This is a genomic window from Paraflavitalea devenefica (genome assembly GCF_011759375.1).
GTDB classification, from domain to species: domain Bacteria; phylum Bacteroidota; class Bacteroidia; order Chitinophagales; family Chitinophagaceae; genus Paraflavitalea; species Paraflavitalea devenefica.
The window spans coordinates 262268-288659 of the sequence record NZ_JAARML010000006.1 but is presented as its reverse complement, the minus strand read 5'-3'; the positions used below and the strand labels follow the sequence as shown (position 1 = coordinate 288659).

The window sequence follows — 26392 nt, the reverse complement described above, 5'->3', positions numbered from 1 at the left end:
GGTCCCTCCTTTTTCTCCCTGCCTGCCTATTTTGCACACGGAATGATTGTCTGATTGACACTAATTAAGGCTAACATCCAGGTTGACCAGGTTTCCATTTAAATCAGAATTGATTGCATATGAAAAAAGAATCTACACTAAAAAACGGTGTAAAGCGACTCATTGTCCCCGCACTTCTTCTCTGTTTCTCCTTTGCGGCATTTTCCCAGAAAAACGAAATTACTGTAACTGGTAAAGTAAGCTCTGACTCGGCTGTCCTGCAAAGCGTTACCGTGCAGTTAAAAGGAGATCCTAAAAGAGCTGTAAGTACTGATCAAAACGGTAATTACACGATCCAGGTTCCTGCCAGCGGCACTCTTGTATTCTCTATAGTGGGTTACGAGCAGCAGGAAATGCCTATTAACGGCCGCAGTACGGTGAATGTGCTGATGAAGTCGGCCAACAACCAGTTGGATGGTGTGATCGTTGTCGGTTTTGGCGGCACCCAAAAGAAAGCCAGCGCCGTAAGTTCCATCACTACAATAAATGTGAAGGAACTGAAAGGGCCTACCGGGAACCTCACCAATACGCTGGCCGGCCGGATAGCGGGTATGATATCCTTTCAGCGAAGTGGCGAGCCGGGGTTAGGTACCGATAACTCTGCCTTTTACATCCGGGGCCTGTCCACCTTTGGTACGGGCAAGCAGGACCCGTTAATCCTGATAGACGGCGTTGAATCCTCTACTACTGATCTGGCCCGTTTGCAGCCCGATGATATAGCAGACTTCTCCGTTTTGAAAGACGCTGCCGCTGCTGCTGTATACGGCGCCCGGGGGGCCAACGGTGTAGTATTGGTGAATACCCGTACCGGCAAAGACGGGCCGGCTAAGTTTTATTTCAGGGCGGAAAACAGGGTTTCCACCAATACCAAAAACTTCAAGCTGGCGGATAATATTACTTATATGACCCTGGCCAATGAAGCTGCCCTCACCCGTTCGCCACTGGCCATACAGCCTTACTCACAGAACAAGATCGAGCACACCCGGGCCGGCGATGATCCTTACCTGTATCCCAACAACAACTGGATAACCCAGTTGATCAAAAAGTACACGATCAACCAGAGTTATAATATGAGTATTACCGGTGGCACCAGCCGCGCCCGGTATTATGTAGCAGGTACGTATAACCAGGATAATGGCGTGCTGAAAGTGGACCCGATCAACAATTTCAACAGTAATATCAAGCTGAAAAATTATTCCATCCGAACCAATATCAATCTGAACCTGAGCAATTCGACCGAGATGATCATCAGGATGTATGGCCAGTTTGATGATTATAATGGCCCTGTGGGGGGTGGCACCAGGACCTTCAATAATGCTTTATGGAGCAACCCGGTTATGTTCCCGGCCGTTTACCCGCAATCCAAGCTTCCGTATATTGAACATCCCCTGTTTGGTTCGGCCCAGATGGTCAATGCCGGCGGACTTACCAGCACCCTCTATGTCAACCCGTATGCCGAAATGGTAAAAGGCTATACGGTGTATAAAACATCCAATATTCAACCGCAGATCGAGTTTAAACAAAACCTGAATTTTATTACGCCGGGTTTGAGTTTCCGGACGATGGGTTACCTGAGAAGGTACTCTTATTATTCTGTGGACAGAAGTTATAACCCGTTCTACTATACTGCTATCATAGATCCTACTACAAAGGGGTACAGCCTGCAGGCGCTGAACGACGGTGGGCCTACCTCCATTGGTACGGTAGGTACAGAATACCTCGGCTATTCTGAAGGCACGAAAGTGGTAGACTCCCGGTTTTGGCTGGAAGGCTCGCTGATGTATAATCATACTTTTGATAAGCACACAGTGGGTGGCTCATTGATCGCTGTTGTATCTAATTACGAAACCGGTAATGCCGGTAGTGTTACGGCTTCCCTGCCACAGCGTAACCAAACCTTTTCCGGAAGATTTACCTACGGGTATGATAACCGGTACCTCGCCGAATTCGACTTTGGCTATAATGGCACCGAGCGTTTTGCCAAAAACAAACGTTTTGGGTTCTTCCCTTCCGTTGGCATAGGTTACCGCATCTCCAATGAAAAATTCTTTGAGCCGCTGAAAGATATTATTGACGACCTGAAGTTCAGGGTTACCTATGGGCTGGTGGGTAATGATCAGATTGGGAATATCAACGATCGCTTCTTCTACCTGTCGAACGTAAACCTCAATGATGGCGGTTTCGGTGCTTCATTTGGCCGCAATGATGGTGTGAGCACTTATTACCGGAACGGTGTTTCCATTTCCCGGTATGCCAATGATGATATTACCTGGGAAGAATCCCGCTCGTTGAACCTGGGTATGGACCTGAAGATGTTCCGTGATTTGAGCATCACGGTAGATGTATATAAGCAATGGCGGTCGAAGATATTGCAGCCCAAATCATCTATTGAATCTGCCGCAGGTTTTGCCGCTATCCCGGCCTCCAATTACGGAAAAGCAGAAACACAAGGGATAGACCTGGCGCTGGATTACAAGCATTCACTATCCAGAGACGTTTGGATCAACCTGCGGGGTACTTTTACTTATGCTACGAGCAAGATCAAGGTAACAGATGAAATAAAATACCCGGCCAGCATTGCTTACCGGTCCAGGGTAGACCATTCTATTAGCCAGGCTTGGGGGCTGATCGCAGAGCGCCTGTTTATTGATCAGAAAGAAGTAGCCAACTCACCCGTACAGTACGGCGATAATGGTCTGCTGGCGGGTGATATTAAATACAAGGACGTAAACGGTGATGGCGTAGTGAATGATGATGATATGGTACCGATCGGCTATCCGCAGCAACCGGAAATTATTTATGGATTTGGCGCCTCTATGGGCTATAAGCGTTTCGATTTCAGTTTTTACTTCCAGGGTGCGGCCCGGTCCACTTTCTTTATCAATCCTGCCAATATACAGCCCTTCTACCAGAACGGCGGGTATGAGAACAATTTGCTGCAGGTGATTGCCGACAATCACTGGTCGGAAGATAACCGGGATATATATGCTTTCTGGCCCCGCCTCAGTACCTGGAGGGTTAACCCTAATAATGCCACCTCCACCTGGTGGATGCGCAGCGGTGATTTCCTGCGGCTGAAAAGTGTAGATATGGGGTACACCATTCCCGATATCAAAGCGCTGCGATTAAAAGGCTCCCGTATTTATGTGTCGGCTACGAATCTCTTTATCATCAGTCCTTTCAAATTGTGGGATGTGGAAATGGGCGGCAATGGCCTCAACTATCCTGTTCAGTCTGTTTACAGCCTGGGCGTGCAATTGAATTTCTGATCATTCTATCACTTTTAACGATCGCTCATACAAATGAAAAATTCAAGGAAAAAATGGAAATGTAGCAGTCTTCACTTCTGTATGCTGCTATTGGTAATGACAGGGTGCCTGAGCTCCTGCAAGAAGTACCTCGATGTAGTGCCTGATAATGTATCCACCATTGATAATGTTTTCAAACTGCGTGTAGAAGCAGAAAAATACCTGTTCACCTGTTATTCGTACCTGCCCAAGAACGGAGACGGATGGTACAACGCGGCCCTTACAGGGGCCGATGAGATCTGGTACCCGCAAAACGATCAGACCCATTGGCACCCGGCTTTCCGGATAGCACAGGGGCAGCAAACCGTTGCCGATCCTTATTTTAACGAATGGCAGGGTAACCTGAAAGGAAATAACGGTACGTTCAACTACCTGAAGATCTGGAATGCCATACGCAACTGTAATATCCTACTGGAAAATATGCGTGACTTAACGAAGGTGCCTGACATTACATCTACCGAACGGTCACGCTGGATAGGCGAGGGGTTATTTCTCAAAGCCTATTATCACTATTATATGCTGCGCATGTATGGTCCTATTCCCCTTATGAATGAAAATGTACCGGTAGATGCCGACCTCACCAGTTCTTATGTAAAAAGGGCACCTGTAGATGAATGTGTAAATGCGATCTCCGATTGGCTCGACAGTGCCACTGTGCTGTTGCCTGAGCGTATTATCAATCAAAATACCGAACTGGGACGGGTTACCCAACCCATTGCTTTAGCCGTTAAGGCAAAATTATTGGTCATGGCTGCCAGTCCGCTATTCAATGGCAATCCTGATTATGCAGGCTTCACGAACAAAGATGGTGCGGCGCTTTTTAATCCCACTTTCGACCCCAACAAATGGGTGAAAGCCAGGGATGCCGTGAAAGCAGCTATTGAATCGGCTGAGGCAAATAATTTTGCTTTATATAAGTACACCAACGATGTATTGGGGCTGAGTGATGCCACTAAAACACAACTGAATGTTCGTAATGCCATCACGCAGCGCTGGGGACCGGAATGTGTGTGGGGCCTTGCTCAATCTTATTTTGTGAATGAGAGCCTGTGTATGCCTCCCACGGAAAGAGGCACCAATAATAATCATGGTGGCCAGTTGCAAGGCGTTTGGGCGCCACCCATGAAGATCGTCAAGTTATTTTATACGGCCAATGGTGTTCCCATCGAAGAAGATAAGACCCTTAGCTTTAACAATTACGATCAGTTGAGAACAGCTACTGTTGCCGACCGGTACAATATAGAACCCGGCTTCACCACCGCCCGTATCAATTTCGACCGGGAACCACGTTTTTACGCAGACCTGGGCTTCGATGGCGGCATTTGGTATATGAAAGATGGCAATGCCACCAGCAGTGATATCGGCACTTTTTACCTGAAAGCGAAGAATAGTCAACGCGCTGGTTTTGGAGATTTCAGGAACTGGAGTGAGACCGGGTATTTTGTCAAAAAGCTGGTGAGCTGGGAGTCTACCACACGTGGCATATCGGCCCCGGTATGGCGCCAATATCCCTGGCCCGAAATACGCCTGGCCGATCTGTATTTGCTGTATGCTGAAACAGAAAATGAGGTAAATGGCGGTTCTGCACTGGCCATTAGCTACCTGGATAAGGTAAGAGAGCGTGCAGGGCTGAAAGGCATCGTTGAATCCTGGACAAATTATTCCAACAGCCCGTCAAAGTATGCCAGCAAAGAAGGCTTACGGGCGATCATTCATCGCGAACGTACGATTGAGTTGCTGTTTGAAGGGCAGCGCCTGTGGGACCTGAAACGCTGGAAGGAAGCTGCTGATGAACTGAATAAGGATATCACCGGCTGGAGCATACAGGGCTCAACAGATAATACTTACTACAAGGAGCGCTTTATTTATAACCAGCAGTTTATTGCTCCGAGAGATTATTTCTGGCCTATCGGCAACTATGATATCCGCCGCAATCCCCTCCTGGTAGAAAACCCAGGCTGGTAATACTATTTATAATGATGTAAACGCCATATATGAAGCTTATACTAAAATTATCTGTCCTGTTTATCATTACCGCACTGGTGGTTGGCTCGTGCGGCAAACAACTGGAATCACACCAGCCTGTGGACAACGATCCTACTGTACCCGCCCAGGTAACTGGTGTAACTGTTGTGAACGGCAATGGTAATGCAACGATTAGCTATACCGTGCCCAAAGATTCGATCCTGTCCTACGTGAAAGCGGTGTATACGATTACCACCGGAAAGGAATATGCTGTAACAGCTTCCTACTATAATAATACTTTGGTGGTAGAAGGTTTTGCAGATACGCTGGAGCATGAAGTGAAGTTGTATTCCGTGAGCAGGTCGGAGGTTATGTCGGCCCCCGTGACCATCAAGATCAAACCCCTGGTGGCGCCCATCTGGGAGGTGTTCCGCAATATGCAGGTCATCAATGCATTTGGCGGTTATAACCTTACTGCCCAAAATGCTTCCAAAGCCAATATCTCCATTATTGTAACAAAGCCGAATGTATTCAACGAGTATGAAGCAGATAATGATAAAAGTGTTTTCACCAATGTGGATAGCATCCTGTCAAAAGTACGTGGCCTCGATACCATTGAGTACCGCTTTGGCTTTTTTGTAAAAGACCGCTGGGGCAATAAAACCGATACGGTATATAAAGTGATCAAGCCGATATATGAAACAGAATTACCCAAGACAAATTTCTCTGAGTTTACCCTGCCGGGTGACGCCCCTCAGTGGAACAACGGCGAAACGGCTGTGCGCTATATCTGGGATGGCAGGTATGGCTGGCCCTGGACCAGTTTCACCAGCCAGCCAGCCGGTAGCACCGATCCGCACATGATTACCTTTAATACAGGAGCGCTTGCCAGGATCAGCCGGGTCTGGATACGGCCTTACCCGGAAGGTTCTGCGCAAGGAGACCGCTATTATTATCTTACTACCATGAAGCGTTTCGAAATTTATGGCGCTGCCAATCCATCGCTCAGTGGTGCATTGGATAATAGCTGGACGCTTCTCGGATCATTTACCGTAACAAAACCTTCGGGCCTTCCTTATGGCACGGATGATGCCGATGACCGGGCCACCGCCATCGCCGGATTTAGCTGGGAGATGGATGTAGCAGCGCCCAAAGTAAGGTACCTCCGGATCCGTTGTCTGGAAAACTTCGCCGGCGGCACCGCACAAAGCATCAATGAATTGAGAGTATATGGCGATCCCCGTTAAGTATTGAACCAGATAAAAATGACAGCAGATGAAACCGAAGGTTCACGAACTCCTAAAAAGACAACTATGAACGTGCGTAAAAAAATAAATATCGCTTTAATCCTGTTTGTGCTGGCTGTAACCATCGTGTCCTGTTCCAAATGGGATGATTATAAAAAGTATACAGCCAATGGCGAAACCATCTATACCGGCAAGATGGACTCCGTAAAGATTTATTCCGGCAGGCTGCGGGTGAAGCTGACAGGGCTATTGCCGGCCGACCCTAAAATTACCAGTTGTAAAATAACCTGGAATCAAGGTAAAGATTCCGCCATTTATCCTATTAACAAAGGGATAGGCGTTGACAGTTTTAAACAAATTATTACTGTGCCGGAGGGCGTAAGCAGCTTTAAGATCCAAACCTTTGATGCAACCGGTAATGGCTCCCTGATCGTCAATGCTACCGGTACCGCTTATGGTCCTAAATACGAAAGCGGATTGAGCAACCGGCCTGTGGCCCGTGCTGAGTTGCTGGCCAATGGAAACGCGGAAGTAACCTGGGATGTTTTTGACACTACATCCGGAGCAAAGGCTACGGTAATCAGCTATACTACGACCAGTAATGCTACTGCTTCGGTATCCGTACCTGTTAGCCAGGCGATCACCACGCTGCCCAATTTTAAAGGCGGCACTTCCATCAGCCTCATCACACAGTATTTGCCGGTCCCTACTGCTATTGACACCTTCTATAGCGCATCGCAAACAGTAGGGGTGATGTATGATATAACGGACCTTTATATCCCTAATGCCGGGATCAATTTTACCAACTCCGATGGCGGTACAGGCAGGTGGCGTACTCCGGCCATCTGGACTACTACGGCCGATGTGCGGAATGGCGGCGGCGATATAGGCGGGCTGGATGCCGGCGGATGGCTGCCATCTGTGGCACTTTCTATTGAAGCCTGGTGGGGCATGACACCGGTACCCAATGGCAAGATTTACCAAAGCTTTACATTACCTGCCGGAAAATATACATTCATTGCTACTGCCGGCGATTGTTCGGACGGCGGTACTAAATACGTTACGGTAGCACCCGGCAGTGCGCTGCCCGATATTAATAATGTGCCGGCTGCAGCCCTTGTTTATAAGACGATAGCCAAGTATGCGGATACTAAGCTCAATTTTACCTTATCGGGCCCTACCCAGGTTGCTGTTGGCATACAGGCAGGTATGGCTGCCGAAGGGAACTTTATGAAAGTGTTCAAGGTAAGGCTGTATGGCACTCCCTGATGATGGTTAGCAAGAAGCCGTCTATGATAACGAGGCCGTCTCAAATAACCTGAGGCGGCTTTTTTATTTTCTAACCGGGTAATTTAAACGAATAAAATGCCAAAATGCAGATCCTTTTGATTGGTATAGTTCTTAAACTTTGATGTATCCGTTATAAATACTGCTATTCCTGCAGGACACCACCGGGCGCCAGGCTTTATGGTGTCTTGCTTTATCAGCTATTGCCCTCATTACAGGATCCATCAATTAATCATTAAAACTTGCCAAATGAACATCTCATCATCAAAACCCAATGTAAGCGCTTTGCTTCAAAAAGGAGTGATAGGCGCTTTTATATTTGCTGCACTTTTATTGGGCGGTTGCAGGAAAACTGCCAACCAACCAGCCGAAAGCAACCTGACTGCTTTGGAGATTCAAACTGACGACATCAGTATTGCGGCCGCTAATCCAACGGCCGGATGGACGCAAACATCTTATACGTACGGCATACAAACGCCCTGGAACCTTTCCCAATCCAGCCGTTACAGTTACTCAGGAGGGGAGCATCGTTTTTGGATCTACCCGAATGATGCCTGTCAGTATGAAGGTTGCTCTACCGGGCCCCGTTCCGAATTGCGTATGAACAATAATTATACTTCCGGAAGGCACCAGTTTGAAGGTGATGTATATATTGTTTCAGGTTCTGCCGGAACGGACATCATGCAGGTATTCGGGGGCTCCACCAATGCCACAGCCATCATGCTTAAGATCCATTCAGCCAGCAGCGGCACCATCAAACGTTACGATAATGAAACGTTGATGACGAGCGCTTATAATAAATGGATACACGTGAATGTGCAGCATGATGCTGACAACGGCAGGATCTATGTTTACCTGAACAATGTACTGAAAGGTAATTATGCAGACCGTGGCAATGCCACCCATTATTTCAAATGCGGTGTGTATAATATATCCGGTTCCCGTTCCGAAACCCGCTGGAAGAATGTGAAGTACTGGAAGAACGGTCCTGTTGGGCAATAACCGTCAACCGGTAGTATCTTATGGCGCCCGGAATTTAAACAGTATTTTTTATAGGCTGGCAGAGGCTGTCTCAAAAAAGAGGCAGCCATTTTTATTAAATAAGATAGGCTGTAATGCTTTTTTGTAGACAAATCTGCTGATTTTGATATACTTTACGCCACTATAAAAGATTAAAGCTATTGCCCCAGGACGGATCCAATACAATGGATAGTTTGATTGAGCAGATAGCGGAGGGTGACGAGCAGGCATTTGCCCGGTTTTACCGGTTCTATTACCCGCAGTTGCTGCCTTTTCTGCAAAGGCATGTAGCCGAAAAGGCAGAGGCAGATGAAATACTGCAACAGGTTTTTTTACGGGTATGGCTCAACAGGGATATGCTGCCGGAGATCAGGCATATGAAAGCCTGGCTTTCCAAGATCACCGCCCGCGAATACCTGCGCGTACTGCACAATAAACTCACGCGCAGGGAAAGATTTCCCCTCGAAATGATTGACGATCAAACAGAAGTGGCAAGCACACCGTCTTCCCAGCCCTTGTCATTGAAAGAACTCAACAAAACCATTCAGCAGGGCGTGGAAAGACTTTCCCCGCAGCGCCGGGAGGTATTCACGCTCAGCAGGAGTCATTCCCTTACGATACAGGAAATTGCCGACAGGCTGCAACTCTCTCCGCAAACAGTAAAAAATACGCTCACAGCGGCCTTGCGGGAGGTGCGCAGCTTCCTGCAGGAGCAGGGGTATACTTTTACTTTCGGGGTGTTGTTGAGCCTATGTTATTTTATTTTTAAAAAAATTTGACGCTCCATTAGTACTGCTGCTTTGGGGGCGGGTCTTATAATAATTGGGTAGATTCTATGAGCATTCATCAACTGGAATATCTGATGCAATTGTATGCCAACCGTTCATTGAGCGAATTGGAACGGAAGGAGTTGATGCAATTGCTGGAAAAAGAAGGACCGCTTACCGAAGAAGCGTTGGCAGTCTTGATAGAACAGTACCCTGCTACCGGTGAAGTGGAGATGCCCGACAACTGGATGCAGGCTGTAGACCGTATCGTGGCAGTAGACCGCATGCAAAATACAGTTGAAGCTGAAATACCGGTGATAAAGCCCGCCCGTCCGTGGAAGCGTATAGGCTGGTATGCTGCGGCGGCTTGTGTATTGGCTTTGCTGACAGGCGGTATTTTGTACCTCAGCCGGCAGAACCGTACACCCGAACAAACAGTTACACAAACACCTGTTACACATGATGCATTGCCCGGTACCAACGGAGCGGTGCTCACTTTGGCCGATGGATCTACCGTAGTGCTGGATAGCCTGGGTAATGGCATTATAGCGAGCCAGCAAGGTGCTACTGTATTGCTGGAGGATGGCAAGCTGCAATACAATCCTGCAAAGGCCGCAGCAGACGCCATTGTTTATAATACGATGACCACACCGCGGGGCAGGCAGTTCCGGCTTACCTTGCCGGATGGCACCCGGGTATGGATGAATGCAGCCAGCTCTATCCGGTTTCCTACGCAATTTGCCGGGAATACGAGGCAGGTGGAGCTGAGCGGGGAAGCCTATTTTGAAGTGGCCGCCAATAAGCAACAACCTTTCATGGTGCAGTTGCCCGGGGGCAAGAGCATTGAAGTGACCGGTACGCATTTTAATGTGAAAGCCTATACCGATGAGGCCGATACCAGGACCACCCTGCTGGAAGGCGCTGTAATGGTAAAGGCCAACGACCAATCATTGAATATGAAGCCTGGCCAGCAAACCCGTATTACGGCAGGTGGCAGTATTGCACTTGTGCCGGGCGCCAGTACACAGCAGGCCATCGCCTGGATGAGCCGGTCTTTTAGTTTCCGGAATGATGACCTGGAAACGATCCTGAAGCAACTGGCCAGGTGGTACGACATAGAAGTAAAATATGAGCGGGGTATTCCGAAGAAGACGTTTACCTCCAATGTTTCAATGGACAATAACTTATCCGATATACTCACGGTCCTTTCACAGAGCGGCGTGAAGTTCTCCCTGGAAAACGGGGTGCTGCGCATATTGTGAGCCGAAGCCTTCCTTTGAATTAAATATTGATGTGTTCCTTGCCTGCATAAAGTTGTACATAACCTTAAATGGAAGTTCATTGCAGTACTGGAAATAAAAACCGTCCCGGATGCGACCCGGAACGGCTGAATGTCCAGGCTGAGTACCGATCCCGGTAATGAAACCGGATTATCGGCATGACTGCTTTTCGCTCAGGGCGAATCATTTCTCAACCTAAAACGTAACAAAGTTATGATTTTATGCCATGCCATTTCCCCGGCGGGAAACCGGCTGTTAACCAAAACGCTGTTATACATGAAGATCACAGCATTCCTTCTCCTGGCAGCAACGCTTCACGTATCTGCCAAGGGATTTGCACAACACCTCACATTATCGGAGAAGAACGCTCCGCTCGAAAAGATTTTTTCCGTCATCAAAGAACAAACAGGCTACCAGTTCTGGATAGAAGCCAAACTACTCAGCAGCGCAAAGCCTGTGGACATTACTGTAAAGAACAAGCCACTCACCGAAGTGCTGGACCTGTTATTTAAAGACCAGCCGCTCACCTACAATATCGTAGGTAAGATCATTGTGGTAAAAGACAAGCCGGTGCGTATAGAAGCACCGGTACCTATTGAGGAGCCACAGCCGGATCCCATCACGGGCCTGGTGCTGGACGAGAAAACGCAGGAGCCTATTGCGGGCGCCAGCATCGTGGTGAAAGGGCAGACGCAGGGCGTGAAGACCAATGACAAAGGACAGTTTTCCATCACGGCCAATTCGGGCAATACACTCGTGATCACGTATGTAGGCTATACTCCCCGTGAAGTGGTGATCGGCACACAAAGATATTACCGCATTACGCTGGAAATGACCAATGAGTCCATGAAAGACATCGTGGTCACTGGAATGTTTACCCGCAAAGCTTCCAGCTTTACCGGGGCTACTACCACTTTTAACCAGGAAGAGCTGTTGAAGGTGGGCAGTGTGAATGTATTGCAAAGCCTGCGTAACCTGGACCCCGCCTTCCAGGTGATTGACAATATGAACCTGGGCTCGGACCCCAATGCCATTCCCAATATCCAGTTGCGTGGCCAAACGGGCTTACCTGATCTGCGCGGCGAGTATGCTACCAATCCCAATGCGCCTCTTTTTATCCTCGATGGATTTGAGACTACGATCCAAAAGGTATTGGACCTGGATATGTACCGTGTGAAGAGTATCAACGTACTGAAAGATGCGGCTTCCAAAGCCATTTATGGTTCTCGCGCCGCCAATGGGGTAGTGGTGATCGAAACCATGCGACCCCAGGCCGGCAAGCTCCGCTTCTCTTATAATACCAATATTACGTTACAGGCGCCCGACCTCAGCTCTTATGACCTTACCAATGCGGCCGAAAAGCTGGAGGTGGAACTGGCGGCCGGTATTTATTCCAATGCCACAGTAGGCAACTCACAATATATCCTGAAACAACGGTATGAAGAGAACCTGCGCCTGGTGCAAAGTGGGGTGAATACCGACTGGCTTTCCAAACCGCTGCAGAACGGATGGGGCCAGCGACACTCGATCCGGGCTGAAGGTGGCGACCAGAGTTTCCGGTATGGTGTGGACCTGATGTACAACAAGGTCACCGGCGTGATGAAAGGCTCCGGCCGTACCACCCTTACCGGCGCAATTGATCTTACTTACCGCACCAGGAATGTTTCTGTCAATAATATACTGACGATTGCCAATAACCGCTCCGACAACTCTCCCTGGGGCGCTTTTTCACAATATGCGGCCATGAATCCTTATCTCCCTTACCAGGATGAAAACGGGCGCATCCTGAAGGTGATCACCAGTCTTTCGCGTGTGAATGCTGGCGCTGGTGGTGCTATTGTCAACGAGGCAGTATACAATCCCGCTTATAATTCGACCCTGAAGGTGATGGACTATTCCAAATACCTCGATATTACCAATAACCTCAGCATTGACTGGCGTATTCTGCCGGGACTGCGGGCGCTGGCCAATCTCAGCGTGACCAAACAGGAGAAGGAAAGCCATCTCTTCCTGCCGGCCGATCATACTATGTTTACTACTTCTGAGTTCAGTGGTGACGGCGCAGCACGCAAAGGCCGGTACACAAAAGGAGATGGTAGCTTAGATGTTTACGCAGGCAGGTTGTTGCTCAACTATACCAGGAACATCGGTCTCCATTATATAGCCATCAATGGTGGAGGAGATTATAGCAGCAATAGCAGTATCTTTCTTTTCAACACCGTAGAAGGTTTCCCCAATGACCGCCTCGATTTTCCGTCACTCGGCCTGCAATACCTGCTGAACTCACGGCCCACCGGTAGTGAGAGTACTGTTAAAGACATGAGCGGGCTGGTCTCTGGTAACTATTCTTATGATGACCGCTACCTGTTTGATGTATCTTATCGCGCCACGCAGTCTTCCCTGTATGGAAAGGATAATCCCTGGGGACAGTTCTGGTCGGCGGGTATTGGCTGGAATGCGCATAAGGAAGCATTCCTCGCCAACTCCAAAGTGATCAACCAGCTTCGCCTGCGCGCCACCAATGGTTATACCGGTTCGCAAAACTTTAACTCCTCCATCAGCAAATCCACTTATTCGTATTACCTGCAAAATGCGTATGCCGGCTTCGGCAACGGGGCCCAACTCATCGGGCTGGCCAATCCGGCCCTGCAATGGCAACGCAAACAGGATATGAATGTTGGTACCGATATCGCCCTGTTCAACCGGCTGAACCTGCGCTTCGATTATTATATCAGTAATACCGATGGCCTGGTGACGGATATCACCCTGCCTCCTTCCGCCGGCTTTGACACGTACAAGGCCAACCTGGGCAAAGCAGAGAATAAGGGTTTCGACCTGCGGGCGGATTACAAGGTATGGACGAATAATGCGAAGAAAGCCTCGTTGGTACTGTTTGTGCTGGCCTCGCACAACAAGAATACCATCAAGGAAATATCCAACTCACTTAAAGCCTGGAATCAACAGCAGGATGCTACCAGCAGTAATAATGCTGCCGACAATAAAACGGCCGCTGTGCCGCGCGTGCGTTTCGTGGAAGGGCAATCCATGAATGCCATCTGGGCGGTGCCCTCCCTTGGTATTGACCCGGCCACCGGTCGTGAAGTATACCTGAAAAAGGATGGTTCGGTTACTTATACCTGGAATGCCAATGACCAGATTGCGGCGGGCGATGCATTGCCCAAGGTTTCCGGCAATTTCGGTTTCAACCTGATCTATGGCGGCTGGCAGGTGAATACGTCTTTCCGTTTCCAGTATGGCGGACAAATGTATAACTCTACCCTGGTGAGCAAAGTGGAGAATGCCAACGTGTACCAGAATGTAGACAGGCGCGTACTGACGGGCAGGTGGCGCAAACCCGGTGATATCAGCTTTTTTAAGGATGTGGCCAATACAACCACTACGCAGCTCAGCACCCGCTTCGTGGAAGATAATGACCAGTTGAATTTTGCTTCGCTGAATATTACTTACGACCTGGATAAGATCGCCAGGGTACGCTCCTGGGGATTCTCCCGTCTGCGGGCCGGCTTTAATATGAATGAAGTGTTCGTCATTTCCACTGTACAGCAGGAGCGTGGGTTGGAGTATCCCTTTGCCCGCAATTTTCAGTTCACCTTACAGGCATCATTCTAAAACAACAGGCAATGAGAAAAACGAATTTATTATACCTGTCTTTCCTTTTCTTACTGGTCACTTCCTGTAAGAAGTGGGTGGAAGTAACCCCGGTGACCCAGATCGAAGACAAAGATTTTTTCGCCAATGAGCAGGGCTTCAAGGAAGCGCTCAATGGCGTATACCTCAATATGGGCCGCGTGGCCCAGTATGGACGTGAGTTTACTTTCGGCATGGCCGATGTGATTGGCGGTATGTATGTGCTGAACACTTCCAATGGCTCACAGGCATACCGCGATGCGCTGGCCGGCCTGTATACGGCTACCGGTGTGCAGGGTATCACCACAACTATGTGGCAGAACCAATATAATAGTATTGCCAATCTCAATAAGCTTATAGAAGAGTTGGACAAGGCAGATACCAATCTGTTCAAACCACGCAATTACCGTATCATCAAAGGAGAGGCCCTTGGTCTGCGGGCATTCCTGCACCTCGATCTGCTGCGTTATTTCGGTACCAGCATTGCCGCAGGCGGCGCGGAGAAGGCAGCTATCCCTTATGTGGAAAAATACGCTGCAGTTGTTACACCCAGGAGTACGCATGCACAGGTGCTGGTGAAGATACAGGCCGACCTGGAGAAGGCCGCCCAACTGTTGCAGAACGATCCCATCCTTACCGGCGAGACCATTACGACTGATATGGATAACGGCTACCTGATGAACCGGAAGCTGCGCTTCAATTATTATGCGGTGAAGGCTACGGAAGCAAGGGTCAACCTGTGGGCCGGTCAAATTGAAAAGGCTTTGCCTGCTGCGGAAACGGTGATTACAGCTACCGCCAAATTCCCCTGGGTGGCACAAGCCAGTGTGGCCACTTCCGATGTGAACCGTGACCGGGTGTTTACCACGGAACATATTTTTGGCCTCTTTGTGAATGACCTGGCCAAGAATTATGTAGACCTGCTGGATACCAGCCGCTTCAGCACCACCCTGGTGATCACGAGCGCCCGCGTTACCGAACAGTTTGAGACCAATACGGTAGGGGCTTCGGATTACCGCAATGTATACCTGGTGCGGAATGTGACGAATGTGGCTTCACCCAAGATATTTTTTGGCAAGCTGTATCAGCCCAATGGTATGCCGGTGGACCTGTCCAAGCGGGTACCACTTATCCGTATACCCGAAATGTATTATATCGCTGCAGAATGTTTGAAGGAGACCAATCCGGCCAAAGCGATCGAATACCTGACTACTGTACGTAGTAACCGGGGTATTACGGCGCCACTTTCATCCACGCTTACGGCTGTCCAGATACAGGATGAGCTGCGCAAGGAGTACAGGAAGGAGTTCCCTTCAGAAGGGCAGATGTTCTTCTATTATAAACGGGTGAACAGTACCAGCGTACCCGGCGTATCAGGCGCTTATCCTACTGCGCGCTATGTGGTACCACTTCCTCCTGCCGAAGTTGAATTTGGCCAATAACCACCAAAACTAACAAGCATGCAAAAGACCATTCATTGTATTATACTAACCATTTTCCTGCCGGCCGCTTTCACCGCCTGCAAGAAGAATGTACACGATGCTTCCTTTAAGGCCCAGGCCCGTCTGCAGGTAGGCGGTGTGGAAGCCGAAGGTGCACGGAAGGATTCCATCGGTTTCACTTTTGCTATCTGGCCCACTACGCTGGCAGATACCGTTGTAACCGTAGTGGTTCAAACAATGGGCAATGTGGCGGATAAGGACCGGAGCTTTACCCTTGTGGCGGATTCCGGTACGACAGCGCTGCCTGCCGAATATGAATTGCCGTCTAACCTGGTGATTCCGGCCAACAGTTTCAAGGTTATGTTTCCCGTGCGGATCAAACGTTCGGACAGGTTGAAAAATGAGATCGTAAAGCTGGTGTTGCGTGTGCAACCCAACGAACATTTCCTGCCCGGTCCTGTGCTGGCAGGAACAGCCGACCTGGGGCCTGCTTTCCGGATCGTATGGACCGAAGTGCTCACCCAGCCGGCAGTATGGAACAACTCTATGTTGTATGCCGTAGGCCGCTGGAGCCGTGTAAAGCACCAGGCGATCATTGATGTAACCGGCATCCGTAATTACGATGGTCTAAACTATTCGCAAACCTATGCCATCGCTGCAGTAATGCTCGACTGGCTCAACGCGTACAATACCGCTCATCCCGGCGCGCCCCTGCTGGATGAAAAAGGGCAGGAGGTGCGGATCTGCTCGCAATGCAATTAAGTGGATGGCTAAAAAACGAAACAATGAGAACAGTAAAGTATATATGTTATTGTATAGCGGCCCTGCTGCTGCTGGGCGCCTGTCATAAGGACAAAGGCAATTATACCTACCATGATGTGCCTGCCCTCTATGTAGATACAGCCGGCACGCAAACCCGCTTTGAAGTATTCCAAAGCCAGGATAAGGTAACCATCAATCCGAAGCTCATTTATGATGGTAATGCATCGCAGCTTAGCCATTTGTGGCGTTTGTATGTAGCCACGAATGTGTTTGATACGCTTTCCCGCTATAAGCAGATTGACGTGACGATTCCCCGTCCTCCGGGTACTTACACGCTGGAGTATGAAGCGGTGGATAGTACCGGCAGGAAGGCTTTGATGCAATATACCGTGGTAGTAGTGCCGCCCATTCCTTCGGGTTGGATGGTGGCTTATGAAACGGCTGCCGGCAATACGGATGTAGATGTGATCCGCGCGCCGGAGTTCATTACCGGTGTAAAGGATACGGTAATGCGTAATGTTTATTCAAAGCGGAATGGCGCCACTATGCCGGGCAAGCCGGTTGCCATCTATTACCTGACGACTGCCTTCACGCATTTGTATACGGATAAAACGGGGGAGAAGTTGCAGAATACGGATTTTGGTTTTGTGCAGAATTACCAGCAAATGTTCTTACTGGGTAATCCACCGGCTACACCGGCGCCACAGGGTTTTTACCCGGGCTCTTTCAACGGGGGCATGCTGATAGACAATGGCGGTGTATACTGGACATCGGAGAACAGTTATGTGGGTAAGGTAACTGTGGATGCCAAAGGGTATGAGGCAGCGCCCTTTATTTATACCCAGTATGCCAAACAAGGTGGTTTTTATGATCAGTTGAACAGGCGCTTTGTGGTGATCGAACAACAGACCAGTCAGGCATCTTTGTATCCCAATGCAGATGCCACTGCCCGTTTTAACCTCAACAATATCGGTAAGCAACTGCTGTACATAGAACGGGGCTTTGGAGAGAATCCTTCTCCTGCTGTGGATCCCTACAAATATTCCATTTTCAAAGACGTGAGTGGCAACGGCCGTTACCTGTACGTGATCAATTTCCAAAAGCCTGCCACGCCTGATGTAGCGGCGGTGGATATTACTACGGCGCCTGATATACAGGATGCGCAATATTTTGCCGTGAGCAATCTCGGTCCGGCCATGTTATATGCTACCGCTCAAAAAGTATACAACTTCCAGGTGAATACGGCCAGTAATACGATCAGCACACCGGCGGTAGCTTTCCAGGCGCCTGCCGGTGAAGCCATCACCTGCATGCGGCTGCTGAAAGGGATGGCCACTTTCGGCACTGGTGGTATCCTGCCGGATATGGACAGTCGGTTCCTTTATATCGCTACCTGGGATGCTGCTGCCGGCACCGGCAAAGTGTATCTGTATGCTGCCAATATCACCAGCGGCCAGTTGGGGGCTGCTCCGTTGAAAGTATGGACAGTGGGCGGCAAGGTGGGCGATATGAATTACAAAAGAAGTTAACAATCGTAAATGGCTGCAGGCGGCATGTCTGCAGCCTCTTTTTTCTACAGCTTAAATCATAGCATGATGTACAAAAAAACTTACCTGTCCTTATTATTTGCAGCCGGCACGTTCGTAGCTGCTGCCCAGGGCGGCAGAAACCTGCCTCCCGCTTTGAAAGCATTGGTTGATCAAAAAGATTCCGTGGTATTGCAACAGGAATTGCAAAAGCTGGTAAGCAGCGATAAAGAAGAAGACCTGATGCTGGCGTCCTCTTATTATGCCTATAAAATGAATGGCCCGAAAAGGGATGCGGTGAATAAGATCGCCCTGGAAAAGTTTCCAAGCGGGGTTACTGCTTTGGGCAATGCGGTGGGTACTATTTACGATGAGCAGGATGGACCTGCCAATGAAAAGAATTACGAAACCCTTATCAAGCAATTTGGAAACATTCCTTCATTGAAGGGGCATATACGCTTCGAGCATGCGAAATTCTTCGTGGCGTCCTCCTTTGCCAATGAAAACCCTGCCAAAGTAATCGCCTGGATCGATAAAATACAAGATACGGTATACCGTACAAGGGCTTATTCTTACGGTGCACGGGAACTGGCTGCTGCGGGCAATCACGTGCCGGCGGAAATGTTGATCAAACGTTCTTTGGCCGACCTGGAAAGAAGGGGCCAGACCAATACGCCCGAATACAAAGAATACCAGAAAGCAGTGGCGGCTTACCTGCTTGCCAATAAAAAATACGAGGAAGGTTACCGGTATGCCGTGCAGGTATATGACAGCGCGGATAAAAGAGATAAGGCATTTGCCGTTACTTACCTGAGCCTGCTGGTAGGATCGGAGCGCTATGCTGAAGCCCTGCCGGGGATGGAAGAAGCCATGCGTACCGGTACCGCCAGTCCGCTTATGAAAGAACGCCTGCAAAAGGCTTTTACTGCTGTACATGGCAAGAGCGTCGATTACAAGGCTTATTATTCGGGGCTGATGGAAGATTTCCGCAACCATATCCACAAGGAAGTGATGGCGAAGATGGAGAAGACGCCTGGTTATAATTTCAGTGTGAAGACGCTGGATGGAAAAACAGTGACGCTCGAAAGCCTGAAAGGCAAAGTAGTGGTGCTTGATTTCTGGGCTACCTGGTGCGGTCCCTGTAAGGCCTCTTTCCCGAAGATGCAAATGGCGGTAGACAAGTATAAGAAGGACCCGGAAGTGGCTTTCCTGTTCATCCACACCTGGGAAACGGCCGCCGACCCGGTGAAAGATGCGGGCAATTATATCAGGGACCATAAGTACACTTTCCATGTGGGCATGGACCTCAAGGATGCCAATAAGAAGAATGATGCGGCTGTGGGATACGGTTTGAAAGGAATCCCTGCCAAGTTCGTCATTGACAAGAATGGTAATATCCGTTTCCGCAGCACCGGCAACAGTGCCGGTGGGGAAGACGCTTTCCTGGCAGAAATGGGCGTTATGATCGAAGCTGCTAAAAAAGGATAATGGCTTAAACAAACGATCCACTAAAAACTAAGTATGCATACAATAAATGTCTGCTTGCTGGCGGGCCTCCTGCTGACCGGTGCCGCGACAACGGCACAGTCTGGTAAACCTACCGCTACGCTGAATATCGGTGATCCTGCTCCCTCCATTCAGGTAAAGAAATGGTTCAAGGGGCAGCCGGTTACTTCCTTTGAGAAAGGAAAGATCTATGTAGTAGAATTCTGGGCTACCTGGTGCCAGCCCTGTATTGCCGGTATGCCGCACCTGAGCGAGCTGGCGGAGAAATATAAAAAAGAGGTTACGGTAGCGGGCATCAGTATTCTTGAAAGAAAAACGACCACGCTGGCCCATATTGGCGCCTTTATAGACAGCATGGGTAAGAAGATGAATTATGCGGTGGCGGCGGAGGACAGCAATTTTATGGCTGCCAACTGGCTGCGTGCTTCCGGCGAGCGGGGCATACCGATGGCTTATGTGGTAGACAGGAATGGAAGGATTGCCTGGGCAGGCCTCCCTAAGTTACTTGATAACGTATTACCGAAGGTGATTGATGGCAGTTGGGATATCAAGGCCACAGATGCTGCGCGTAAAGAAGCTGCGCGGCTGACAGAGATTGATAATTCGATCATACCCGTGTTGAATAGCTACATGGGCAATCCTGGCAAACCGGATTCGGCCCTGATCGTGATCAACCAACTGCTGGCCAAAGACCCCGGCTTGAAGTATTACCCACGGATGGCCCATTACACCATTTACTCCTTGCTAAAAACAGACCAGGAAAAGGCATTGATTTATATCCGGGAGTTATTGAAGGCTGTTCCGGAACCTCCTTTCCGGAGTGTGACAGATGCTATCTCCTATATGTCGGAGATCAGGAAAGTAACCCTGATCAAAGGGCTGTATGAAATAGCCGCTGTTGCCTACGAGGAGCAACTGGAACGTTATCCCTGGAGCATGGATTTTCCTGCAACCTACGACAATATAGCCGCGCTTCAATTCAAGGCAGGCAATCAGGAAAAAGCTGTTGCAGCCGAAACCAGGGCCATCGAATATGCGAAGAAGAAGCCCGGATTCCCGGCGGATAAGCTGGCCGCTTTTGAAAGCAGCCTCCAACAGTACAGCAGCAAGACGAATTAATATCCCTGGCTGATCCCCGTTTTCAGCCAAAGGCAGCCCCGCGATCACATCAAGGGGCTGTTTTATTTTTTTGACTGCCTGATTTAATTATTTTTACCCTCTTCTTACACCTCTTCCTATATATTCCTGACAGTAAAAGCAGTCAACTAATTGGTAACGGACAATAAGTACAATGCACTGAGTGATATAGACCTGTTCACCCTTCTGAAAAGGGATGACCATGCTGCTTTTACTGAAATACATCACCGTTACTGGGAATGGCTAATGGCCATTGCCCTGCAGCGTGTAAAGGATGTACAGGTGGCGCAGGATATTATGCAGGAGGTATTTGTAAGCCTGTGGAACAACCGGCACAAGGCGGCTGTTGAAAAGCCTGAAAATTACCTGGCTACAGCCGTTAAGTATTTGTCACTCACTTACCTGCGTACCGGCAAAAAGATGTACCTGTTGCACGAAGCAGTGAGCGAAAACCTGCCCGACGATGTTACTGCTGATCAGTTACTGCATACCAAAAACCTGATGGCCGTGATCCTGCAGGAAACGAATGCGCTTCCTCCTGTGCGGCAACTGGTATTCCGCTACAGCCGGCTGGAAGGTTATTCGATCCAGGAAATTGCCGAAAAGCTCGATCTGTCGCCCCACACGGTAAAAAGTCACCTCACCAAAGCATTGGCCCATTTCCGCAAAACACTGAAGGCGATTATTTTATTGTTAAGTTTTTAAAATATATCAATAAGGACTCATACTCCCTCCCTTCTTTTTATACTTACTTAATGGCAGGCCTATTATGAAATTATCCGAACAACTCAACGATGCAATCAAACATTACCAGGAGGGCGTGGCAACAGCGGCCGAGCGGCAACTGGTAGAAGCATTCTATGCCTCTTTTGGACAGGAAAGCACAGAAGTGGAGGTGTCTGTTACAGGCAGCCGGGAAACCCTGGAAACAGCCTCCCTGGCGCAGGTACAGGCCCGCATTGCCCAACAACAGGTCGTTGCAGAAGCGCCTGTAGTAAAGATCCCCCTGTATAAAAAACTGGCCGTCGCAGCAGCGGTGATCGTGGTAGCATCGGGCTTATACTGGTGGTTCAAGCCAACGTCTGTGCAGCCTGCGCAGCAGCCAATAGCCGTAACAGATGCTGCCCCTGGCGGCAATAAAGCCGTGCTTACACTGGCTGATGGCAGCCAGGTCACCCTGCGCGATGCAGCCAATGGTATGCTGGCCAACCAGGGTGGTGTACAAGTAATAAAGCTCGATAGTGGAAGGTTGACTTATTCCCTCCCGACAGGTCGGGAGGGCAAGAGGGAGGTCGTTTACAACACACTTTCAACACCCCGGGGCGGGCAATATCAACTGAGCCTGCCCGATGGCACCAAAGTGTGGCTGAATGCGTCCAGCTCTATCCGCTACCCGGTTGCTTTTACCGGCGCGGAACGCAAAGTGGAGGTAACGGGTGAAGTGTATTTTGAAGTGACCAAAAAACCGCAACAGCCATTTATTGTGGTGGCCAATAAAGCGGCCATCAGGGTACTGGGTACCCACTTCAATATTATGGCCTACCCGGAAGAGAAAGCCATGCAAACGACCTTGCTGGAAGGCTCTTTACGGGTGGAAAGTAATGACAAGAAGGCATTACTGAAACCAGGACAACAGGGGGTACTTGTTCATGCTTCCGGCGCCTTATCGGTACGTGAAGTAGATACAGAGGAGGCAGTGGCCTGGGTACGTGGACAGCTTTCCATGAAGTATGTAGATGTGGCCGCCTTCATGCGCCAGGTATCGAGGTGGTATGATGTGGATGTGGTGTTTGAGGGCGAAGTGCCTGCCATGAGCTTTAGCGGCTCTATCAACAGGATGGTGAACTTATCGCTGGTATTAAAAGCACTCAATGATAACGGGCTACATGCAACTTTAGTAAACGGAAAATTAATTGTAAAGCAATAAATATGAATAGCAACTGATAGAAGAAGGGGAGACCATAAAAACCGGCTCCTGACTGGTACTCAGGAACCGGCCATTTGTTGGGCTTTACCCTTTAAAGATTGTTTCTCCAAACAGCGTTTATCGCATAAAACCCAAACTTCACAAAAGTATGAAACTAGCTGCATTTCACCCACCGGGGAACAATGTCTTTATTAAAGCTTTTCCCTGGTCTAAACTGTGGTTGATAATGAGATTAACTACCATTGTTTTACTGGTCACTGCCCTGCATGTTTCCGCAGGCGTTTACTCGCAAAAAGTCACCATTTCAGTGAGGGAGACCCCGCTTGAAAAAGTACTTAACCAGATCAAACAGCAAACAGGTTATTCCTTCTTCTGGTCGGACCAGTTGATTGCACAGGCTCCTGCTGTTTCTGTGCGGTTGAAAGATGTCACACTCACCCAGGCTTTGGATGCCTGCCTGCGTGGTCTTCCATTGGAATATGAGATCAAAGAGCAGGAAAGATTTGTGTATATAAAACCTGCTGCGAATAAACCACCTGTTGTAACTGAACAACTCCCGGCTCCTAAAAAAGACAGCACCTGGGCCATTACCGGACGGGTTACTGATGAACAGGGGCTGCCACTGGGCGGCGCCAGCATACGGGTAAAAGGCAGCAACACAATCGTAAGCTGTGATGCCAAAGGATATTTTAAATTAACTACCCGGCCTGCCCATACTATCCTGGTCATCAGTTTTGTTGGTTATAAAGACAGGGAAGAGCTCGTATCCGGCAGTACTACTGTGACCATTACTCTATCTCCAGGTAATTCGGAACTGGACCAGATACAGGTGATCGGTTACGGAAGTATGACTACCGCCAAGCGTTTGAACACGGGTGATGTGACCACCATCACCGCCGAAGAGATACGCAAAAATCCTGTGAACAATGTACTGGAAGCCATACAGGGAAAGGTGCCTGGTTTGTTTATACAACAGGTTACCGGGCAACCCGGCGGCGCCTTTACAATGCGTTTACGCAGTGCGGCCAATTTCTCTGCCGGTGCACCTCCACCGCTGGTGGTAGTGGATGGCGTTATGTATCCCGGTGGCACCCTGCCGCTTTCTTCCAATACTACTTATGGCACCGCTAATTTCCTGAAGGGTGGGAGTGGGCTGAATTATATCAATCCCAATGATATTGAAAGCATCAGTGTGTTGAAAGATGCAGATGCAACTGCTTTGTATGGCACCTCGGGTGCCTATGGGGTGGTGCTCATTACTACCAAAAAAGCGAAGCAGGGAGCGCCTCCGTCGCTCAATGCCAATATCTATACCGGTATTTCCGTGCTGGGCGCCACTGCTAAGTTGATGAACACACAGGAATACCTGATGCTGAGAAGGGAAGCGCTGAAGAACGATGGCGCGACGGTAGGTTCGATGGACAAAGACCTGAACGGCACCTGGCCCGAAGACCGTTACCAGGATTTCAGGGAGGACCTGTTGGGCAGTAATGCACAAACCACCAATACTTCCCTCACTTACAGTGGCGGTTCGCAGAACACCGGTTATATGATCAGCGGAAGCCTGCGCAACAATGGCAATATCCAACGGCACAAAGGGGCTTCTACCGATGGTACGATACGGTTTTCCCTCAACAGCAATACAAACGACAATAAGTTCAGCATCAACCTGTCGGGTGCTTACCTCTCTTCCAAAAGCAATATGGTGCCGATGGACTTCTCGACTGATGTTACGTTGGCGGCGCCTAATTCTCCGCCCCTGTTCCTGCCCGATGGCAGCATCAACTGGAGTGAAGGCGCCAATGACGTGGCGGATGATATCAATAAACAATATGAGAACGTAACGAATAACCTGCTGGGCAATGGCTCACTGGTATATAAGCCTATTAAACAACTTACACTGCGGGCCGACGTCAGCTACAATGAAATGGCCGGCCGGGAATTTATGGGCTATCCAACAACCACCAAACCTCCTACCTACACCAATGCGGCGCTGGAAACGCATAGCCTTATACACAATTACAATGTGCGTACGATCAGTGTGTCGCCTTATGCTGCCTATAGCATGAAAGTCTTTGGCAAAGGCGACCTGAATATGACGCTTGGCGGCAGGGTGGATAACAAGTTGTCTACCTTCAATGAAATACACGGCGAGGGCTTTTCGTCTGATGCCTTGCTGAGGAATCCGGCTGTTGGCTCAAAGGTAACCACCTCGTATGGCTCCACGCCCTACCGCTCACTCGGCGCTTATGCGATCGTGAAGTTTATCTGGGACCAGAAATATATCGTGAACCTGAATGGCAGGAGGGATGGCTCTACCAAGTTTGGTGATGGCAAGAAGTTTGGCAATTTTGGTTCTGTGGCCCTGGCATGGATCTTCAGCGAAGAATCTTTCTTCAGGAAGCTTGCACCCTTTATCAGCTTTGGTAAACTGAGGGGCAGCACGGGACTTATTGGTGGAGATGCCGTAGGCGATTTTGCTTACCTCAGCATTTACCAGGCGCTTACAGGTACTTACCAGAACAAGAGTGGTCTTGCCATAGGCAGACTGGCCAATCCTGCTTTAAGCTGGGAAAAGAACAGGAATTCTGAAGTGGGTATAGAACTTGGCTTTTTCAATGACAGGGTATTTGCCGAGGTAAGTGCTTACCGGAACATTGCTACCAATCAATTGATCGGTCAGCCTATGCCATCCGTAACAGGTGTAACCTCCATGCCTGTCAATTCGGATGCTACGATCCGTACGAGCGGATGGGAAATGAGCCTGAGCGCCACCGCCATCAAAACAAAGGATTTCTCGTGGACGGTAAGAGGCAATATCTCTATTCCCAAAAGCAAGCTGGTAAAGTTGCCGGTAACCACTACCCTGGCCGCCAACTATGTACTGAACAAACCTGTAACAGGCGTATTGCTGTATAAATATGAGGGTATCAATCCGGAAACAGGTTATTATCGTTTTACAGCAGCCAATGGTACTACCGACGATTATATGTTCGGACTGGATGAGCAAAAAGATAAAACAGAATTCCTTGATCTGGCGCCTAAATTTTATGGTGCTTTTCAAAATGGTTTCCGCTATAAAAGGCTGTCGCTTGACCTTACGTTCAACTTCACCAAACGGGTGGGTAAGAATATCCTGGCCCAGCAACCGCTGCCATTTGGGTATATGGGCATCAATGGTGGTACTTACTGGCTGAACCGCTGGCAGAAGCCTGGCGACATCACCGATGTGCCGCGTATAAGCACTTCTATTTTCGACTGGTTCAGGCATTTTTACTACCAGGAAAGTACAGGTGCTTACAGCGATGCTTCTTATGTCAGACTGCAGAACGTGAGCATACGCTATAGTGTAAACCCGCAAAGCCTTAGAAAATTGGGTGTAAAAGAACTGGCGGTATACCTGCAGGGACAGAACCTGTTGACCATTTCTGATTATGGCGGCCTTGATCCGGAAAACCTGGACGCTGCTACTATTCCCCCGATGCGTGTATTTACAGCAGGGATTAACCTCACCTTTTAAAGTATTACTCC

The 26392-nt window shown here is 49.1% G+C and carries 16 protein-coding genes; all 16 read left to right on the top strand.

All coding sequences use genetic code 11. From position 1 onward, the window contains the following. Nucleotides 1–119 precede the first annotated feature (119 nt). The 16 genes from HB364_RS28625 (at nt 120) to HB364_RS28550 (ending at nt 26381) form a co-directional block, all read left to right on the top strand. The gene (locus HB364_RS28625; protein ID WP_167291855.1) at nt 120–3308 is read left to right on the top strand and encodes a SusC/RagA family TonB-linked outer membrane protein; all 3189 of its coding nucleotides are present in this window, start codon (nt 120–122) and stop codon (nt 3306–3308) included. A 33-nt stretch (nt 3309–3341) separates the two neighbouring features. Then, nucleotides 3342–5312, top strand: a complete 1971-nt coding sequence (locus HB364_RS28620) for a RagB/SusD family nutrient uptake outer membrane protein (RefSeq protein WP_208420126.1) — start codon at nt 3342–3344, stop codon at nt 5310–5312. A gap of 29 nt (nt 5313–5341) precedes the next feature. Beyond that, nucleotides 5342–6559, top strand: a complete 1218-nt coding sequence (locus HB364_RS28615) for a DUF4959 domain-containing protein (protein ID WP_167291854.1) — start codon at nt 5342–5344, stop codon at nt 6557–6559. Between the two features lie 66 nt (nt 6560–6625). Further along, nucleotides 6626–7828, top strand: coding sequence for a DUF4998 domain-containing protein (locus tag HB364_RS28610; protein ID WP_167291853.1), 1203 nt, complete (start codon nt 6626–6628; stop codon nt 7826–7828). Nucleotides 7829–8095: 267 nt separating this feature from the next. Then, nucleotides 8096–8848, top strand: a complete 753-nt coding sequence (locus HB364_RS28605) for a polysaccharide lyase family 7 protein (RefSeq protein ID WP_167291852.1) — start codon at nt 8096–8098, stop codon at nt 8846–8848. 203 nt (nt 8849–9051) lie between these two features. Then, complete coding sequence (locus HB364_RS28600) at nt 9052–9645, top strand: RNA polymerase sigma factor (protein ID WP_167291851.1); 594 nt, start codon at nt 9052–9054, stop codon at nt 9643–9645. A gap of 56 nt (nt 9646–9701) precedes the next feature. Next, a complete protein-coding gene (locus HB364_RS28595; protein ID WP_167291850.1) occupies nt 9702–10895 on the top strand; it encodes a FecR family protein in 1194 nt (397 codons plus the stop codon). Between the two features lie 294 nt (nt 10896–11189). After that, on the top strand, nt 11190–14543 hold the full coding sequence (locus HB364_RS28590; RefSeq protein WP_167291849.1) for a SusC/RagA family TonB-linked outer membrane protein: 3354 nt from the start codon (nt 11190–11192) through the stop codon (nt 14541–14543). An 11-nt stretch (nt 14544–14554) separates the two neighbouring features. Beyond that, a complete protein-coding gene (locus HB364_RS28585) occupies nt 14555–16003 on the top strand; it encodes a RagB/SusD family nutrient uptake outer membrane protein (protein WP_167291848.1) in 1449 nt (482 codons plus the stop codon). An 18-nt stretch (nt 16004–16021) separates the two neighbouring features. Further along, nucleotides 16022–16765 (top strand): DUF4843 domain-containing protein, encoded by a 744-nt coding sequence (locus HB364_RS28580; protein ID WP_167291847.1) that lies wholly within the window; start codon nt 16022–16024, stop codon nt 16763–16765. A 23-nt stretch (nt 16766–16788) separates the two neighbouring features. Next, nucleotides 16789–18294 carry a PKD-like family lipoprotein gene (locus HB364_RS28575; RefSeq protein WP_167291846.1) on the top strand — a complete coding sequence of 502 codons (1506 nt, stop codon included), beginning with the start codon at nt 16789–16791 and terminating at the stop codon, nt 18292–18294. Between the two features lie 63 nt (nt 18295–18357). Continuing rightward, nucleotides 18358–19779 carry a TlpA disulfide reductase family protein gene (locus HB364_RS28570; protein WP_167291845.1) on the top strand — a complete coding sequence of 474 codons (1422 nt, stop codon included), beginning with the start codon at nt 18358–18360 and terminating at the stop codon, nt 19777–19779. Nucleotides 19780–19812: 33 nt separating this feature from the next. Beyond that, nucleotides 19813–20916 carry a TlpA disulfide reductase family protein gene (locus tag HB364_RS28565; protein WP_167291844.1) on the top strand — a complete coding sequence of 368 codons (1104 nt, stop codon included), beginning with the start codon at nt 19813–19815 and terminating at the stop codon, nt 20914–20916. A gap of 150 nt (nt 20917–21066) precedes the next feature. After that, nucleotides 21067–21639, top strand: a complete 573-nt coding sequence (locus HB364_RS28560; protein ID WP_167291843.1) for an RNA polymerase sigma factor — start codon at nt 21067–21069, stop codon at nt 21637–21639. Nucleotides 21640–21703: 64 nt separating this feature from the next. Then, nucleotides 21704–22861, top strand: a complete 1158-nt coding sequence (locus HB364_RS28555; protein ID WP_167291842.1) for a FecR family protein — start codon at nt 21704–21706, stop codon at nt 22859–22861. Nucleotides 22862–23087: 226 nt separating this feature from the next. After that, nucleotides 23088–26381, top strand: a complete 3294-nt coding sequence (locus tag HB364_RS28550) for a SusC/RagA family TonB-linked outer membrane protein (RefSeq protein WP_167291841.1) — start codon at nt 23088–23090, stop codon at nt 26379–26381. Nucleotides 26382–26392: the final 11 nt, after the last annotated feature.